We start from the raw sequence: 15,727 nt of genomic DNA, 5'->3' as shown, positions 1-15,727 counted from the left end.
CCGACCGCGTGACGGCGGGACAGGCATCGCAAATCCGGATGGTTGCAGTTGGTCTAGTCCTCTTGACGGAGCCTCGCGCGGGCGGTTTGGTATGTACCAACGTCGGCCCGGCACGGCACCACCCCACCACTCCACGCCCTTGGGGCACCCCGAGAGGGGCACTGTCATGCACCTGGCAAGAATGGGCGCTTCCGTCTGCGCGCTCGCGCTCGCGGCCACCGGCGTCGTCGTCGCTCTGGCACCCGCCGGCAGCGCCGCGACGAGCAGCGTCTACTCCGTGGCTCCGTATGTCGACATGTCGAACGGTCAGGAGGGCATGCTCGACACCGCCGTCACCGGACACCACCTCAAGGCCTACACCGCGGCCTTCGTACTCGGCGAAGGCTGCAACCAGATCTGGGGCGACACGCTCCCCATCGGCAACGACTCCTACACCGACCCCGAGATCGCCAAGGCGAAGTCCGAGGGAGCCTCCGTCGTCATCTCATCCGGCGGCGCGAGCGGTGAGCCGCTCGCCTGGACGTGTTCCACCCAGAGCAGCATCGACGCCGGATACCAGGCCATCATCAACGACTACGGCGTCACCCAGCTCGACTTCGACGTCGAGGGCGCGGCCGTCGCGGACACCGCGGCCGCGGCCCGCCAGATGCAGGCGATGAAGGACCTCAAGGCCTCCAACCCGGGCCTGCAGTTCTCCATGACCCTGCCGGTGCTGACGAGCGGTCTGACAGGCGACGGCGTCAACATCCTCAAGGCCGCCGAGAACACGGGCATCAAGATCGACGTGGTCAACATCATGGCCATGGACTACTACGCGGGCACCGGCACCGAGATGGGCCAGGGCGCGGTCGACGCCGCCAAGGCAACGCTCGCCCAGATGCAGTCCGTCAACTCCTCGTACACCTACGCCAACCTCGGGATCACCCCGATGATCGGCAAGAACGATGACGGTTCCACCTTCACCCTGGCCGATGCGCAGACGGTGGAGAATTTCGCCGCGCAGAACGGTGTCGGGCGGCTGGCGTTCTGGTCCGTCAACCGGGACCAGCCGTGCAGCGGAAGCGCCAACTCCCTGCCCACCTGTAGCGAGATCAGCCAGAACAGCCTCGCGTTCACGGACGCGTTCGTGCCCTATGAGGGCACGGGCGGCGGGGGCGGAGGCACGACCAGTGACTTCTCCCTGTCCGTGGCGCCTGGCTCCGCCTCGGTCGCTCAGGGCGGCTCCGCGACCGCGACGGTCTCCTCGGCCGTCACCTCCGGCAACGCCGAATCCGTCAGCCTCTCCGCCTCGGGCGCGCCCTCCGGCGTCAGCGTCTCCTTCAGCCCCGCCTCGATCACGTCCGGCGGCAGTTCGACGCTGACGGCGACGGTCGGGGCGTCCGTGGCCGCGGGCACCTATCCGATCACCGTCACCGGCACGGCCGCCGGCGGCGGCAGCCACAGCGCGACCTACACGCTCAGCGTCACTTCCAGTGGGGGTGGAGGCGGCGGGGGCTCGCTGACCAACGCCGGGTTCGAGACCGGCAGTCCGAGCCCCTGGACCTGCACGGGCGCCAGCACGGTGGTCTCGACCCCGGTCCACACCGGCAGCCACGCCCTCCAGGTCACGCCCAGCTCCAGCGGCACCGGTGAGTGCGACCAGACCGTGACGCTGTCCCCCAACCACAGCTACACGCTCACCGGTTGGGTCCAGGGCCCCTACGCCTACATCGGGGTCAGCGGCGGCGCCACCGCCAGCACCTGGTCGAACAACACGAGTTGGAACCAGCTGACCGTCAACTTCACCACCGGCAGCAGCGGAACCGTCACCGTCTACGTCCACGGCTGGTACGGCCAGTCCGACGTCCACGCCGACGACTTCGCCGTCAGCTAGTGCCCCGGCAGGCAACGTTTGCCCGTCAAGGAGCGGCGCCCTGTGCGTGCTCTCGGTGTGCCGGCCGGAGGCCGTACCCGATGGGCTCGGCGTCCGTGGGCTTCCGGCCGGTGCGGCGAGAGGGCGTGCCGGGCGCCGCGACGGGGCGAACGTCGCCTGTTGGGGCACTGGAGCCCCACGGCACGCGCGACCGGGAGGTCAGCGCTTCAGGGCGTAGAACTGCATCGGCGAGTTCGGCCGGAAGCCGATGCGGGGATAGACGGGCGCACCGGCCGCGGTCGCGTGCAGGGTCGCGCGGGTCAGGCCGGTGGCCCGGGCACCCTCGAAGAGGGCCTTGCGCGTGACCGCCTCCGCATAGCCACGGCGCTGCCACTCCGGGACCGTGGCGACGAGCACGACGAAGAGACGGCCGTCGGTTTCCACGGCCGCGGCGCACGTCACCGGGATGCCGTCCCGTACCCCCAGGTAGGCATGCACCTCGTTCTTCCACAGTGTGGAGCCGAGGAGCCCGTCGCGGCCGGCCCCCAGTGGGAATCCGTAAGCGCGGGAGTTCAAGTCGGCGTACGCCTGCAGCTGTTCGTCGGTGGTCACGCGCACGAATGTCAGATCGGGGTGGGACGGCTCGGGCAGCGGGAGGACGTCTCCGGCCATACCGGTGCCGGGGAAGGCGTACTCGAGACCCGCCTTCTCGGCGGCCGTCCGCACCACCGCACGGGCCTCGGCGCCGAGAAGGTCCTCGAAGAGCCACAGGAATCCGGGACGGTGCTTCGCGCGCATGATGTCCGCGGCCTCGCCCAGACGTTGCTCGAAGAGCGCCGCGTCGGCGTCGGCCTCGGTCAGGGTGACGCAGTTCCAGAAGGGGAACCGGCAGTCGGCCCAGCGGACGGCGATGCCCGGCAGGTCCCGGACATCGGCCTCCGTGTCCCGGTCGAGCACCAGAGCCCGCCACCCCACGGCGAGCTGCTCCATCGACTCGATCGACTCCGTACGACCGGGCATCGGACCTCCTGAGTGGTGAAGTGGGAGACAGTCCCTCCACTAATAGCCACTTCGCCGTGTCCTCGCTCGCACACCGACGGCAAGGTCCGGATCTCGGCCTGGGCCGGGGAAACCATCTCGGTCCGGGCCGGGGAACGTACTCGGTCCAGGTCAGGGGATCGTCGTGGATTCAGCCCAGGAGCAACGACCGCGGCTGGGCGGGCGGGGCTCGGTCGAGGCCGAGCGAGGCGCCGTTCCCCATGGACTACGACCTTCTGATCCGCAGCCGGCTGAACGCTGACGGGCGTGACGCCGGTGCTGCTCTCGTGCAGGTCGGCTCAGCGACGGTGGCTCGATCACCTCAGCTTCCCAAGCTGAGAGCGCGAGTTCGATTCTCGTCACCCCCTCCATGAGGAAGGCCCAGGTCAGAGACCTGGGCCTTGTTGTTGTGTCTGCTGATCGACCGTCGCGAAGTTCACAGTCGACGCGTCGGCGGCGCGATGGCGGGCCGGAGTGCGGGCTCGCCGGCCTCGTCCCGCATCCCGTGGCGGCCTTCGGCTCGCCGACCTCTCGGGCTACGAGCGCGCGCATGGATTGCGGCATGAGTGACCTTTCGTCTCTCAGCACCCGACGAACTCGGCGGACTTTCCGCACTCCTCCCAGCCATGTCATAAGCGGCCTTGCCCCCTGACGCGAGGCTCGCGACGTCATAGGAGCTGCACCAAGCGCCGGGTTTTCATGAGGGGTGACGGGCGCCCTCCGCGCGGGGCGGCCATCCCATCGTTGGTCCGACGTCGATGGTTCCGACTGGTGAGTCATCGCGACCAGTTGAGCCCTGCGGGACGGCGCCGGCGCCGTCGTTCGGATGGCACGCGCGGCGTCGCTCAGGCCAGGTGTGACAGGGCCTCGCGGGTGACCGCGCCGAGCAGTGGCTCGCCCGTCAGCCACCGATCGACCTCCGCCACCGCATACCGTCCGAGCCGCTGCACCTCGCTGCCCTGTGCACCGGCGATGTGCGGGGTGACCAACACGTTGGGCAGGGAGAGCAACGGGTGTCCGGGCGGCAGCGGTTCGGGGTCCGTCACATCCAGGTACGCCTCCAGCCGCCCGGACGCGCACTCACGGGTCAGCGCCTGCGTGTCGACGATGGCGCCCCGGGCCGTATTGATGAGCACACCGCCGTCCGGGATGAACCCCAGCATCGCGGCGTCCAGCAGACCGGTGGTCTCCGGCAGCAGCGGCGCGTGGACGCTCACCACCGCCGAAAGACGGCACAGCTCGGCCAGTTCGACCCGCTCCGCGCCGAGCCGGTGTGCCTCGTCGTCCGTCACATACGGATCGGTCAGCAGCAGCCGGTGGCCCGCGTCGGACCGCCGTAGAGCGGCCAGCACGCCGCGGCCGATGCGTGAGGCGCCCACGATGCCCACCGTGCTGCCGTCGGCACCGGAACGGTGTCCGGAAGCCGGCCAGCCGTCTTCGTAGCGGGCCGCCATGGTCAGGGTGCGCCGGGTGGCGAGGGTGATGAGGGCCAGCGTGTAAGCGATGACGGGGCCGGCGTTGGCGGCGGCCGCCGACGACACGACGATGCCCCGTTCCCATACCGCGTCGCTCACCAGCGACTTGACGGTGCCGGCGGCGTGCATCACCGCGCGCAGCCGGGGCGCCCCGGCCAGGACGTCGGGCGTGAGCCGGGGGCAGCCCCAGCCGCTGATGAGGATCTCCGCCTCGGCGAACTCGGCGGGGAACATCGCGCGTGGAGCCGAGCGCTCCTGGCCGGGGGCGAGCAGGACGCGGGCGGAGAGGTGTTTGCGCAGCTCTGCGGGGAGCACCTGGTCGGCGATGGCGGGGTCCATGACGCAGACGGCCACGGGCAGGTCGGGGCGGGCGGGGCGGGCAGTCATGTGGTGTGGTCCTCTTTCGAATCGGACTTCTGCAGCATTTCGCGGGCTCTTGGTCATCGAGGCGCCGTGGAGTCATCGTGTCGTGGAGACAGAGGACCGGGGCGCAAGGTCACCATCTGGGACCGCCGCAGCACGAGTACGACACACTCATCCACCGTGTCGAGCGGTTCCGCGTCGGGCAGCGGGCGCCGTTCGTCTCGTAGGGGCGCACCACCAGCTCACCGTTGCGGTCGGCGGCGAGCTTCACCGCGCTCGGCGGGCGGGCCGGTCACCGGGGCGGGGCACTCGCAGGTGCTGGTCACCGGCAGCGCGCAGCCCTGGCCGGCCGCGTCCAGGAGCGTGAGCATGATGTCCAGGACGTGTGCGGCGAGTTCGGCAGAGGCGCGGTGCGGGCGCCCGGCCGACAGGGCCTCGGCCGGATCGGCGAGGCCCACGCCGCGCCCCGGTGGCCGGCGGACACCGGCAGTGTTTCCCAGGCGTCACCGCGGTGGATCTCGACGGGGCCGTCGAAGCCGTTGGGGTCGGGCACGGGCAGCGAGGCGTCGGTGCCGTGCGCCTCGATGCGCGGCAGCCGGGCGGCGTGGATGTCGAAGCTCATGACCAGGGTGGACAGGGCTCCGCCGGCGTGCTCCAGGACGCCCGTGACGTGGGTGTCCACCTCCACCGGGAAGGCGTGTCCGGCGCGGGGTCCGCTGCCGATGGTGCGTACTGGGCACGGTCGGGAGGAGGCGCCGGTCGCCCGGACCACCGGGCCCAGCAGGTGGACCAGGGCCGAGAGGCAGTACGGACCCATGTCGAGCAGCGAGCCGCCGCCCGGCTGGTCGTAGAACTCCGGGTCCGGGTGCCATTTCTCGTGGCCCGCGCTGGTCATGAAGGCGGTGGCCGCGACCGGCCGGCCGATCAGTCCGTCGCCAACTGCGCCGCGTGCGGGGCGCTCGGCGGTCGGGGTGGAACGGTGTCGGCCAACAGGTCAGGCTGCTCAAGGGAATTACCGCTGCCCGGGCGGTGTCGCGCAAGGTGTCATGTGAACTCATGAACCTGCATCACCACGGCACACCACCGGTGCCCTCGGCCTTCGCCGCCTCAGCGGCCGGGGCCACCGGTGAAACGGGCGACCAGTTCGCGCTTGAGGACCTTTCCGCTCGGGCCCAGCGGGAGGCTGTCGACGAACTCGACGCGACGGGGGTACTTGTAGGCGGCGATGCGCTGCTTCGTCCAGCGCACGATGTCCTCCGCGAGGGCGGCTTCCTGCTGTAAAGACCGGTGACGGGGGACGATGACCGCGCAGATCTCCTGGCCGTGGACGGCGTCCGGGAGACCGATCACCGCGGCGTGGGCCACGGCGGGGTGGTGGGCGAGCGCCTCCTCCACCTCGCGCGGGGAGACGTTGTAACCACTGCGGATGATCATGTCCTTCTTGCGGTCGACGACGGACAGATAGCCGTCCGCGTCCTTCACACCCATGTCGCCCGAGCGGAACCAGCCGTCCACGATCGCGGCGGCGGTGGCCTCGGGGTCGTCGAGATAGCCGGCCATGACGTTGTGCCCGCGGACCACGATCTCGCCCACCTCGCCCGGCGGCAGCAGTTCGATCCGGTGCTCGGTGTCGGCACGCGCGATCTCCACCCGCACGCCCCTGATCGGCTTGCCCACCGTGCCCGGCCGGCGCGGCCACGCCTGCTGGTTGTACGCGACGCAGGGGGAGGTCTCGGTCAGGCCGTAGCCCTCGTAGACCGGGCAGCCGAACATCGCCTCGAACTCCTCCAGGACCCGGACGGGCAGTGCCGAGCCGCCGGAGTAGGCGCGGTCCAGGCGCGGCCGGTGCCGCGTCCGGGCGGCCGCCGCCAGCAGTGCGACGTACATCGTCGGGACGCCCATCAGGACCGTGCAGCCCTCGGTCCGCATCAGTTCGAGCGCGCCGTCGGCCGTGAAGCGCCGGGTGAGGACCAGGGTCGCGCCGGCGCGGAAGCACGTGCCCATGCCGCAGATCTGGCCGAAGGTGTGGAACAGGGGGAGACAGCCCAGGAGCACGTCGTCGGGGCGCATGGCGAAGGGCGAGACCATCGTCGTGTCGATGTTCATGACCAGATTGAAGTGGGTGATCATGACGCCTTTGGGGCGGCCCGTGGTGCCGGACGTGTAGAGCACGACCGCCGTGTCGCCCGGCGCGCGCGGCACCGGGGCGGCGTCGGCCACGGGAGGCGCGTTCGCCGTGAGCGCGCTGTCGACCGTGAGCAGTTCGACCCCGGACGCTCGCGCGGCAGGCTCTCCTTCGGTGAGCAGGGACCGGGCGCACAGCAGGATCCTGGATCCCGAGTGCCGCAGCACGTAGGCGATCTCCTCGGCCTTCAGCAGCGCGTTCACCGGCACGACCGTGGCCCCGAGGGCGAGCCCGCCGTAGTAAGCCACCGGGAAGTCCGGGGTGTTGTCCAGCAGCAGGGCCACCCGGTCGGCGGTGCCGATGCCACGGGAGCGGAGCACCGCGGCGCAGCGCAGAGCGCGGTGCCACAGGACGGCGTAGGTGAAACGCTCGGGTCCGGCGATCAGCGCCGTGCGGTCCGGGCAGCGTATGGCGGAATCCGCCAGCACGGATGCCGCGGAGAGGGTGGCACCGGCTTTCAAGGAAATATCACATTCGGTCATCGGCACTCCGCTTCTGAAGGTCCAGCAAGAGGTCGAGCACCTGTGCACCGGTCAAGAAAATGCGCCCTGTGCAGGGCGCACCGGCCATCCTACGATTGGCCGCGCAGGATGAGAAGCCACGAGAGCGAGGGGGCCGGCATGTCCGAGTACATGGATTTCTTCGCACGTCTGGCACAGGAAACTTCCGAGCGGAAAAGGGAGTTCCTGCAGCTCGGCCGTATCGCGGGCCGTTTCCCCGTGGCCAGCACGTCGGAGGATGGCGAGATCTCGGTCTGGTGCAGCAACGACTATCTGGGTATGGGTCAGCATCCTGCCGTTCTCGCGGCGATGAAGCGCGCCGTGGACGAATACGGTGCCGGGTCCGGCGGTTCACGCAACATCGGCGGGACGAATCACTATCACGTCGCCCTGGAGAAGGAACTGGCCGCGCTGCACGGAAAGGCGGACGCGGTGCTGTTCACCTCGGGTTATTCCGCCAATGAGGGCGCGCTTTCGGTGCTCGCCGGACGCATCGACGACTGCGCTGTCTTCTCCGACCGGTTGAACCACGCCTCGATCATCGACGGCCTGCGGCACAGCGGCGCCGAGAAGTTCATCTACCGGCACAACGACTGTGCACACCTTGAGGAGTTGCTGTCCGGCGTGGATCCCGACCGGCCGAAACTCATCGTCACGGAGTCCGTGCACTCGATGCGGGGCGACATCGCGCCCCTCGCGCAGATCGCCGACATCGCCAAGCGGTACGGGGCGGTGACGTTCCTGGACGAGGTGCACGCGGTCGGCATGTACGGCCCCGAGGGCGCCGGGATCGCCGCGCGGGAAGGCCTCGCCGCCGAGTTCACCGTGGTCATGGGCACACTCGCCAAGGGCTTCGGGACGACCGGCGGTTACGTCGCCGGGCCCACGGTGCTGATGGACGCCGTCCGGGCCTTCGCCCGCTCCTTCATCTTCACCACGGCGCTGCCGCCCTCGGTGGCCGCCGGAGCCCTTGCGGCCGTACGCCACCTGCGCGGTTCGGCGACGGAGCGCGAGCGGCTCGCGGCCAACGCCCGGCTGACGCACGGGCTGTTACGCGAGCGGCGCATACCGTTCCTGTCGGACCAGACCCATATCGTCTCGGCTGTGGTGGGCGAGGACCGGCTGTGCAAGGCCATGTCCGCTCTGCTTCTCGAACGCCACGGGGCCTACGTCCAGGCGGTCGACGCACCCAGTGTGCCGAAGGGGGAGGAAATCCTGCGCATCGCCCCCTCCGCCGTGCACGACAGCGCCGGCATCCGCCGGTTCGTCGACGCCCTGGAGGCCGTCTGGACCGACCTTGGCGGCCCGCGCGGCTAGCCTTGCCGGGGGCCTCACCCCACATGCCCACGAGCGAACTCCGTGGCGCGCCTTGCCCGCTGGGGTCGAGCAGCCGGCCGCCCTGCAGACCACGGTCGACCTCGGACCCTGCTGCTACCCGCCGGAGCAGGTGGCCGAGGTACTCGGCAAGACCCGGAACCGGGTCGTCGAGGACATCCAGGCCCGCCGGTTCCCCTTCACCTGCGTCGGCAAGTCGCCGCGCCTCACCGCGGCCCGCATCCGGCAGATCCAGGCGAACGGCGAAGTCCTGCCGAGCGAGTACGCCACCCGCGCCGACGGGATTGCGCGCAACCGCGCCTACGACGCCAGACCACGCAATCTGCCGCATCGTGTGCGGAGTTCAGGGCACGGACGAGATCCTCGTCCAGGGCGACCGCGAGACCGCCCCTGGAGCACCTGGTGCAACTGCGGGACGTGAAGCCGTCCGAGACGTTCGTCCGCGTCCCGCGCTGCCTGCTCACCCGCCACGCGCCGAGGACCCCGGCGCCCGCCCTTCAGCCGTTCGCCTCGATCTCCCCCTGTTCCGCGAGTTCCGGCACACGCCATGGCGGCTGGAGACCCGCCGCGACTACGCCTCCGACCGGCGCAGCCCGAAGAACGTCGCCACACCGCCCGAGCAGGACACGGCACCAGGGGGCACGGGCGGGGCGTGACCCCGGGGGCAACCGGCCGCCACCGACAGCCGTCTCACGAATGCGCCTCACCCGCGGCGGGGTGATGCTGAGGTATGGCTGAGCGTCACGTGATCGTTTTCCCGCCCGGCGAGGGTGGGGGCCGACGCGTCCAGATCGGCAGCGAGACGCTGGGCACCGCGTACGGTCTGCACGATCTGGCGGTGTTCCTGGAGCGGGCCGGCCTGGAGGGAGTGGACGACGTGGACGTGGCGGACTCTCCGCTGATCGAGTGGCATGGCGGCGGCCCGGAGACGTGGGAGCACTGAGCGCCCCGCCGTGGCGCTCGCGACAGCCGTCACCCGTTCGACCGAACGAGGACCGGGACCAGGGCCAGGTCAAGGACGAACGTGAGCGGGCGGTGCCAGAAATGACGAATCACGGGGCAACGGCGCTTGGCTCTTCTCCCTCTGACAGGTTGCGGTCGGAGAACTGATATGGCGGCTTCGGACCGGGGGACAGTCTTGGGTACTCCGCTTTTTCGCTGTTGCCACGGCCGAGACCCAAAAGGGGGAATAATGGACTTTCTCAACCGACGTGCTGCACGTGCAGCCGTCGTCACGGCAGCCGGTATAGCGGCACTGGGGCTGAGCACGGTGACAGCTTCCGCGAAGATCAGTTACGACTTCAAGGTGAGCCCGCACACCGTGAAGGCCGGCGCGCGCGTCCACGTGAAGGGGGACGCCTCGAACGACGCGGACGTCTTTCAGAAGTTCTGTGTGCAGCAGCGGCAGGACAAAGGGCCCTGGCGTACGGTGAAGTGCGCGCACGGAGGTATCGGCCTTGGTGGCACGGTCGATACCTGGGTACAGGCGAAGCGCCGAGGCACGCTGCAGTTCCGCGGCGCGCTCTACGAGGCGGGCTGGACCTCGCACAGGCTCCACCTGCAGACGGTCACGCCCACCGAGACAGTCAGGGTTCGCTGACCGCGGAGCCACGCGAAAGGATGCCGGGACCTGTCCGAGGCCCCGCGCGTCCCGGGCACCGGTGGCGGGACGGCAGCGGCGTAGAGCGTCCGTGCCCGTGCGCCGTAGCACTCGTCCGCCAGTTGGCCGGCGGCACTGCTGAAGGCTGCGCTCGAAGGCATCGAAAACGCCTCGGCGCGCGGGTAGGGTCCGGATGGGGGAAAGGCCACCGCGGGGCACCGCGGGCCGGCCGAGAAGGCTGAGCCGCACATCGCCGCCGCTCTCGGCATCGACGCCTTCGGTGACGCCGCCGCGGCGTGCGCCGCATCGCCGCCAACGATGCGGCGGGCGTTCACGCGCTCCTCTCTGGCACCGATGCGCCCCGCCACGTCGCCCATGCCCTCGCCGGCATCGTCGTGACCGTCTGCCCGCGCGCCCCGCCCCACCCTTCCGCCTGTGCCCTCACCGCTGCTCCTTCGTCCACAGCCGGCGCATCTGTGCGGACTCGGCCAGCACGTCCTCCAGCGTCCCCTCGGCGTCCACCCGCCCGTCCCTGAGCACCAGCACACGCTCGGCCGCCCGCAGCAGCGTCGGCCGGTGCGACACCGCGAGGACGGTGGCGGTGCCGTCCAGCAGCCGCGCCCACAGCAGTTGCTCGGTGTCCGGGTCCAGGGCGCTGGAGACGTCGTCCAGGATCAGCAGTTCGGGGCGCCTGGCGAGCATCCGGGCGATGGCCGCGCGTTGCAGCTGGCCGCCGGACAGCCTCAGACCGCGTGGTCCTACGACGGTCTCCGGGCCGTCCTGCATGGCGGCCAGGTCGGGACCGAGGACCGCGGTGTGCGCGGCCCGGGTGAAGAGACGGCCGTCGTCGTCGCGCTCGCCCAGCAGCACGTTGTCCCGCAGCGAGCCGCTGAACAGGCGGGGGGCCTGGGGCGTGTAGCCGCAGCGCGGGGCCACCAGGAACGCCGAGGGGTCGGTGACCGGTTCCCCGTTCCACCGCACGGTGCCGCGCTGGCGGGGCAGCAGTCCCAGGAGCGACCGTAGGAGTGTGGTCTTGCCGGCGCCGACAGCGCCGGTGATCACCGTGACGGAGCCGCGCACGACCGTCAGGTCCACGTCCTCTATGCCGCGTTCCGCCCCCGGGTAGCGCGCGGTCAGCCCTCGCACGGTCAGCTCCCGCAGCGCGGACCTGGCAGGGATCTTCGCGGCGGGGGCCCCGGCCCGGTCGGCGCACGCCATGGACGAACGCTGCCCGTCGGCGACCTGCCGCTCCGCCGAGTCCTCGTCCTCCGCATCACCGTCCACGCAGGCCCTGCCGGCGGGCTCCCCGCCCACCACACGCGCCTCATCGGCGGCTTCCGGCTTCCGCCCGCCCAAGAACTCCGTGATCCGGCCGAGTGCCACCGACACCCGCTGCAAGCGCACCGAGAGCATCCCGATCGAGGCGAGTGCCTCGGCGAGGATCTGCAGGTAGAAGGTGAAGAGCGCCAGGTCCCCAACGCTGAAGGCGCCTCGGTGGGCGAGCGTGGAGGTCAGCAGCAGCACCACACCGATGCCGACGGGCGCCGCGTTCGCGATCACCGTGTTCTGCACCCCGGCGAACAGTTCCTCGCGCACCGCGGCCCGCCCCCGCGCCTCGTTCAGCCGCCCGATGTGCGCGGCGACGTGGTCCTCGGCCCCGGCGGCCTGGACGGCCTTCACGGCGTCGATCGCCTCGCGGAGGGCACCCGCGACCTGGGCGGAGGCGGTGCGGGTGGCGCGCCGGTAGCCGAGGAAGCGCCCGTGGACCGTGCCCGTCACGGCCGTGACCAGGACGAGCAGCACCAGCAGTGCGGTGGTGACGAGTGCGTCGATGCGCATCATCACGGTGACGGAGGCGACGACGAACAGCCAGTGCGCGAGGTTGGTCGGCGACCAGGCGACGAAGAAGCCGGTCTCGTCGACGTCCTCGCCCACCGCCCGCAGCGCCTCCCCCGGAGCCGTGCGCGCCGTGGCGCCCGGGCGGCGCAGGGCCTCGCGCAGCAACGCCCGCCGCAGCCGGGCGGTCGTGCCGTACTGGACCCGTGGTTCCAGCCGGTTGATCATCACCCCGAACTGCAGGCAGAGCCGGGCCGCTTCGACGGCCGCCACCCAGGCGATCAGCAGCCAGACACCGCGGTCGCCGATCCGGTCGAACAGGTGCTGGAAGAGCAGCCCCACGGCCAGGGTTCCGGCCCGTAGCAGTACCCACAGGCCGGTCAGCGTCCCGTACGCGCCGAGCGAGCCGCGCAGCGCGGCACCGAGCCGTGCCACGGTGGCGCGCGCCCCGATGCCGGTCGCCGTCATCGCCTCTCCTTCACCGTGCGGGGTCAGCGGAGTGCAGCAGTCCGTGGAAGTGCGAGGCGGGATCCGCGGCGAGCACGCCGCGGTCGCCGTGTTCGACCACTGCTCCCCCGTCGAGCACGAGGACGCGGTCCACGGTGGCCAGGGTGTGCGGCCGGTGCTGCACCACGACGGCGGTGCGGCCGTGCAGCAGCCGTTCCACGGCGGGCTGCAGCAGCCGTTCGGTGTGCGGGTCGAGGCGGGCGGTGGGCTCGTCGAGCAGGACCACGGCCGGATCCCGCAGGAACACCCGGGCCAGCGCGAGGAGTTGCTCCTCGCCCGCGGACATGCCCCGCGCCCCGGAGCCGAGCAGTGTGTCCAGCCCGTCGGGCAGTTCGTGCCACCAGTCGGTGAGCCCGGCCTCGTCGAGCGCGGCGTGCAGCCGGCCGTCGTCGAGGGACGGGTCGAAGAACGTGAGGTTGTCGCGGAGCGTGGCGTGGAAGATCTGCACCTCCTGGGTGACCAGCGCGACCCGGCTGCGCAGTGCCCGGGTCTCCAGGCCGCGGACCTCCTGGCCGCCGACCGTGGCCGAGCCGCGCTCCGGGTGGTGCAGTCCGAACAACAGCCGTACGACGGTGGACTTGCCGCTTCCGGTGCGGCCGACGATGCCGAGCCGCTGGCCCGGACACAGCTCGAAGGAGATGTCGCGCAGCACCGGTTCACCGGGTTCGTACGAGAAGCACACCTTGTCGAAGCGGACGTCCAGCGGGCCGGACGGCAGCCGTAGGGTGCCCGGGGGTGGCGCGTCGTCGTCCCGCAGCAGTTCGGTGAGCCGCTGTACGGCGACCGTCGCTTCCTCCAGGTCCTGGAAGCGTGTGGTGATCGCCAGCAGCGGGCGGCGCAGCAGCATGGCGTACGACAGGGAGGCGAAGGCCGTGCCGGTGGAGAGCTGTCCGCGGGTGTGCAGCCAGACGCTGACGGCCAGGGCGAGCACGACGCTGAGGGAGGACAGGCCCTGGACGGTGGCGGGCCAGCGCACCGACATCCGGGCCGCCAGGCGCGCCCGCCGGTACAGCGTGGTCTGCCGGCTCTCCAGGGCGTCCAGGGTGTGTGCGGCCGCGCCGTTGACCCGGAGGTCCTCGGCGCCGGCGAGGCGTTCCTCCAGGAAGCCGAGGAGTTCGGCGGAGGCCTCCTGGCGTGCGGCGACATAGGGCATGGCGCGGCCCACCAGGCCCCGCAGCAGGACCAGGGTGGCGGCGGCGAACGGCGCGAAGACCAGCGCCAGTCGCCAGTCGAGCAGGAAGAGGGCGACGAGGATGCCGACGACCAGCAGGATCTGCGCCAGCACCTCCAGGACGAGGGCGGACATGACGGCGGCGAGCCGGGTGACGTCGCCGTCGATGCGGGCGACGAGTTCGCCCGGCGGGTGCCGCTGGTAGAAGCGGGAGGGTCGGCGCAGGCAGTGGGCGACCAGGTCGGCGCGCAGCCGGTTGGTACTGCGCCAGGAGAGCCGCGCGGCCGCGGTGTCGTTGCCGATGGTCACCGCGAGCAGTCCGAGGGCGGCCGCCAGGTACCAGGCGGCGACCCCGAGCAGCACTGCGGACGGGCTCCCGGAGAGGGTGTCGTCGATGAAGCGGCGGAGCATCTGGGGCGCGACCAGCTGCAGCGCGATGCCGAGCGGGACGAGCAGGGCGAGCAGCAGCACGGCCGGCCGTTCGCCGCGCAGATAGCGGACCAGCGGGGTGAGCTGCCGTAGCGGACTGCGTAACGGGCTGCCTGCCAACGCGTCCCTCCCCGTTCGCCGGACGGCGGATTCCTCAGCATAAAGTCCGGCGCCCACAGGGGGAATGACGCGCAAAACGCGTCCACATACGGAACGATAACCGCCACTTGGGTCGGGAGTTCAGTGACCGCCCAAGGGCCGTTGCCGCCGATTCACCTCACTGTTAGACTCCTCGGGTCTTCTGGGCCATTTGCCTTCGTGCGCCCATCGAGCGCACCGCACGATCTCGGCCACATTTCACAGAGCACCGCCTTGAATGACCGGGTACCACGTACCAACAAGGGGGATTCTCATGTCGGATGACGCACGCGACGGGGCCGACACGGGCGCGAACGTCGTGGTCACCGGTGCGGCGGGTTTCATCGGATCCCATCTCGTCGAGGCGTTGCGGCGGACCGGAAGAAACGTGGTGGGGATTGATCGGAAAGCCGGTTGGCCGGAGGACGAGATTCCAGCGTCGGACGGAGTGGGATACCTCCGTACGATCCGCGGAGATCTTGTCTCCGCGGATCTCGATGCCTGCCTGAAAGACACCTCCGCGGTTTTCCACTTAGCCGCGTTACCGGGTGTCCGGCCGTCCTGGACGCAGTTTCCCGAGTATCTGCACTGCAATGTGCTGGCCACGCAGCGCCTGCTGGACGCCTGTGTCCGCGTGGGCGTCTCGCGCGTGGTCGTGGCCTCCTCCTCCAGTGTCTACGGCGGTGTCGCGGACGGCGCGATGAGCGAGGACGACATCCCGCACCCGCTGTCCCCCTACGGGGTCACCAAGCTGGCCGCCGAGCGGCTCGCCCTCGCCTTCGCCGCGCGCCTGGACGCCACACTCTCGGTGAGCGCTCTGCGTTTCTTCACGGTCTACGGCCCCGGCCAGCGCCCGGACATGTTCATCTCCCGGGTCGTCCGCGCCACCCTCAGCGGCGAGCCCATCGACATCTACGGCGACGGCGCGCAGATCCGCGACTTCGTCCATGTCTCCGATGTGGTGCGCGCGCTGCTGCTGGCCGCGAAGGCCCCCGCGTGCGGCGTCCTGAACATCGGCACGGGCCGCGCCGTCTCGGTCAACGAAGTCCTCGCCCTCACCGGGGAGTTGACCGGTCAGGTGCCGGAGGCCCGGTACGGCCCGGCGCGCCTCGGCGATGTGCGGGCGACCACGGCCGACGTCGGCCGGGCCCGGCTCCGCCTCGGTTTCCGCGCCCGCACCGAACTGCGGGCGGGGCTGGCCACACAGATCGAGTGGACCCGGCGGTCGCTCGCCGGGGCACCGCCACGGCAGGCCGCCTCGTCCGTCGGGATGGCGCCCACCCGCCGGTCGTAGCCGT

11 protein-coding genes and 1 pseudogene are annotated in these 15,727 nt (G+C 70.9%); 6 read left to right on the top strand and 6 right to left on the bottom strand.

Annotated elements, in window-relative coordinates; translation table 11 throughout:
• Positions 1 to 166: 166 nt before the first annotated feature.
• Positions 167 to 1,873, top strand: coding sequence for a carbohydrate binding domain-containing protein (locus AV521_RS05240; RefSeq protein ID WP_076084083.1), 1,707 nt, complete (start codon positions 167 to 169; stop codon positions 1,871 to 1,873).
• A gap of 198 nt (positions 1,874 to 2,071) precedes the next feature.
• Here AV521_RS05240 and AV521_RS05235 read toward each other — a convergent pair whose 3' ends face one another.
• From AV521_RS05235 to AV521_RS05220, 4 genes and pseudogenes are all read right to left on the bottom strand, one after another.
• On the bottom strand, positions 2,072 to 2,872 hold the full coding sequence (locus tag AV521_RS05235; RefSeq protein WP_076084081.1) for a GNAT family N-acetyltransferase: 801 nt from the start codon (positions 2,870 to 2,872) through the stop codon (positions 2,072 to 2,074).
• Positions 2,873 to 3,735: 863 nt separating this feature from the next.
• Positions 3,736 to 4,752: a hydroxyacid dehydrogenase gene (locus AV521_RS05230; RefSeq protein ID WP_076084079.1), complete on the bottom strand. Its 1,017-nt coding sequence runs from the start codon at positions 4,750 to 4,752 to the stop codon at positions 3,736 to 3,738.
• A 218-nt stretch (positions 4,753 to 4,970) separates the two neighbouring features.
• Positions 4,971 to 5,680: pseudogene (locus tag AV521_RS05225) on the bottom strand (gfo/Idh/MocA family oxidoreductase); the annotation flags it as partial.
• Between the two features lie 155 nt (positions 5,681 to 5,835).
• Positions 5,836 to 7,395: a long-chain fatty acid--CoA ligase gene (locus tag AV521_RS05220; protein ID WP_076084077.1), complete on the bottom strand. Its 1,560-nt coding sequence runs from the start codon at positions 7,393 to 7,395 to the stop codon at positions 5,836 to 5,838.
• Positions 7,396 to 7,533: 138 nt separating this feature from the next.
• On the opposite strand from AV521_RS05220, the gene hemA reads away from it, so the two are divergent.
• The 4 genes from hemA (at position 7,534) to AV521_RS05200 (ending at position 10,348) form a co-directional block, all read left to right on the top strand.
• A complete protein-coding gene (gene hemA, locus AV521_RS05215) occupies positions 7,534 to 8,730 on the top strand; it encodes a 5-aminolevulinate synthase (RefSeq protein WP_076084074.1) in 1,197 nt (398 codons plus the stop codon).
• Between the two features lie 52 nt (positions 8,731 to 8,782).
• Positions 8,783 to 9,169, top strand: coding sequence for a hypothetical protein (locus AV521_RS52225; RefSeq protein WP_179022850.1), 387 nt, complete (start codon positions 8,783 to 8,785; stop codon positions 9,167 to 9,169).
• A gap of 309 nt (positions 9,170 to 9,478) precedes the next feature.
• Positions 9,479 to 9,691, top strand: a complete 213-nt coding sequence (locus AV521_RS05205) for a hypothetical protein (protein WP_076084071.1) — start codon at positions 9,479 to 9,481, stop codon at positions 9,689 to 9,691.
• Positions 9,692 to 10,054: 363 nt separating this feature from the next.
• Positions 10,055 to 10,348, top strand: coding sequence for a hypothetical protein (locus AV521_RS05200; RefSeq protein ID WP_143658573.1), 294 nt, complete (start codon positions 10,055 to 10,057; stop codon positions 10,346 to 10,348).
• Positions 10,349 to 10,789: 441 nt separating this feature from the next.
• On the opposite strand, the gene AV521_RS05195 is transcribed toward AV521_RS05200, so the two are convergent.
• Together AV521_RS05195 and AV521_RS05190 are read right to left on the bottom strand one after the other, a co-directional pair.
• A complete protein-coding gene (locus AV521_RS05195) occupies positions 10,790 to 12,652 on the bottom strand; it encodes an ABC transporter ATP-binding protein (RefSeq protein WP_076084065.1) in 1,863 nt (620 codons plus the stop codon).
• 10 nt (positions 12,653 to 12,662) lie between these two features.
• Positions 12,663 to 14,411, bottom strand: a complete 1,749-nt coding sequence (locus AV521_RS05190; protein WP_076084062.1) for an ABC transporter ATP-binding protein — start codon at positions 14,409 to 14,411, stop codon at positions 12,663 to 12,665.
• 256 nt (positions 14,412 to 14,667) lie between these two features.
• Here AV521_RS05190 and AV521_RS05185 point away from each other — a divergent pair, with 256 nt between their 5' ends.
• A complete protein-coding gene (locus tag AV521_RS05185; protein ID WP_079249136.1) occupies positions 14,668 to 15,723 on the top strand; it encodes an NAD-dependent epimerase/dehydratase family protein in 1,056 nt (351 codons plus the stop codon).
• The last annotated feature ends 4 nt before the right edge of the window (positions 15,724 to 15,727 follow it).

This window comes from Streptomyces sp. IMTB 2501, from assembly GCF_001953885.1.
Lineage (GTDB): Bacteria > Actinomycetota > Actinomycetes > Streptomycetales > Streptomycetaceae > Streptomyces.
Note: the sequence above shows the minus strand (reverse complement) of the source record. Positions and strands in the feature narration are given on the sequence as shown.

Excerpts from the sequence above, each read along its gene's own strand:
- AV521_RS05185 (WP_079249136.1), top strand. The coding sequence starts at position 14,668 with ATGACCGGGTACCACGTACCAACAAGGGGGATTCTCATGTCGGATGAC.
- AV521_RS05195 (WP_076084065.1), bottom strand. The coding sequence starts at position 12,652 with ATGACGGCGACCGGCATCGGGGCGCGCGCCACCGTGGCACGGCTCGGT.
- AV521_RS05240 (WP_076084083.1), top strand. The coding sequence starts at position 167 with ATGCACCTGGCAAGAATGGGCGCTTCCGTCTGCGCGCTCGCGCTCGCG.
- AV521_RS05235 (WP_076084081.1), bottom strand. The coding sequence starts at position 2,872 with ATGCCCGGTCGTACGGAGTCGATCGAGTCGATGGAGCAGCTCGCCGTG.
- AV521_RS05220 (WP_076084077.1), bottom strand. The coding sequence starts at position 7,395 with ATGACCGAATGTGATATTTCCTTGAAAGCCGGTGCCACCCTCTCCGCG.
- hemA (WP_076084074.1), top strand. The coding sequence starts at position 7,534 with ATGTCCGAGTACATGGATTTCTTCGCACGTCTGGCACAGGAAACTTCC.
- AV521_RS05230 (WP_076084079.1), bottom strand. The coding sequence starts at position 4,752 with ATGACTGCCCGCCCCGCCCGCCCCGACCTGCCCGTGGCCGTCTGCGTC.
- AV521_RS05205 (WP_076084071.1), top strand. The coding sequence starts at position 9,479 with ATGGCTGAGCGTCACGTGATCGTTTTCCCGCCCGGCGAGGGTGGGGGC.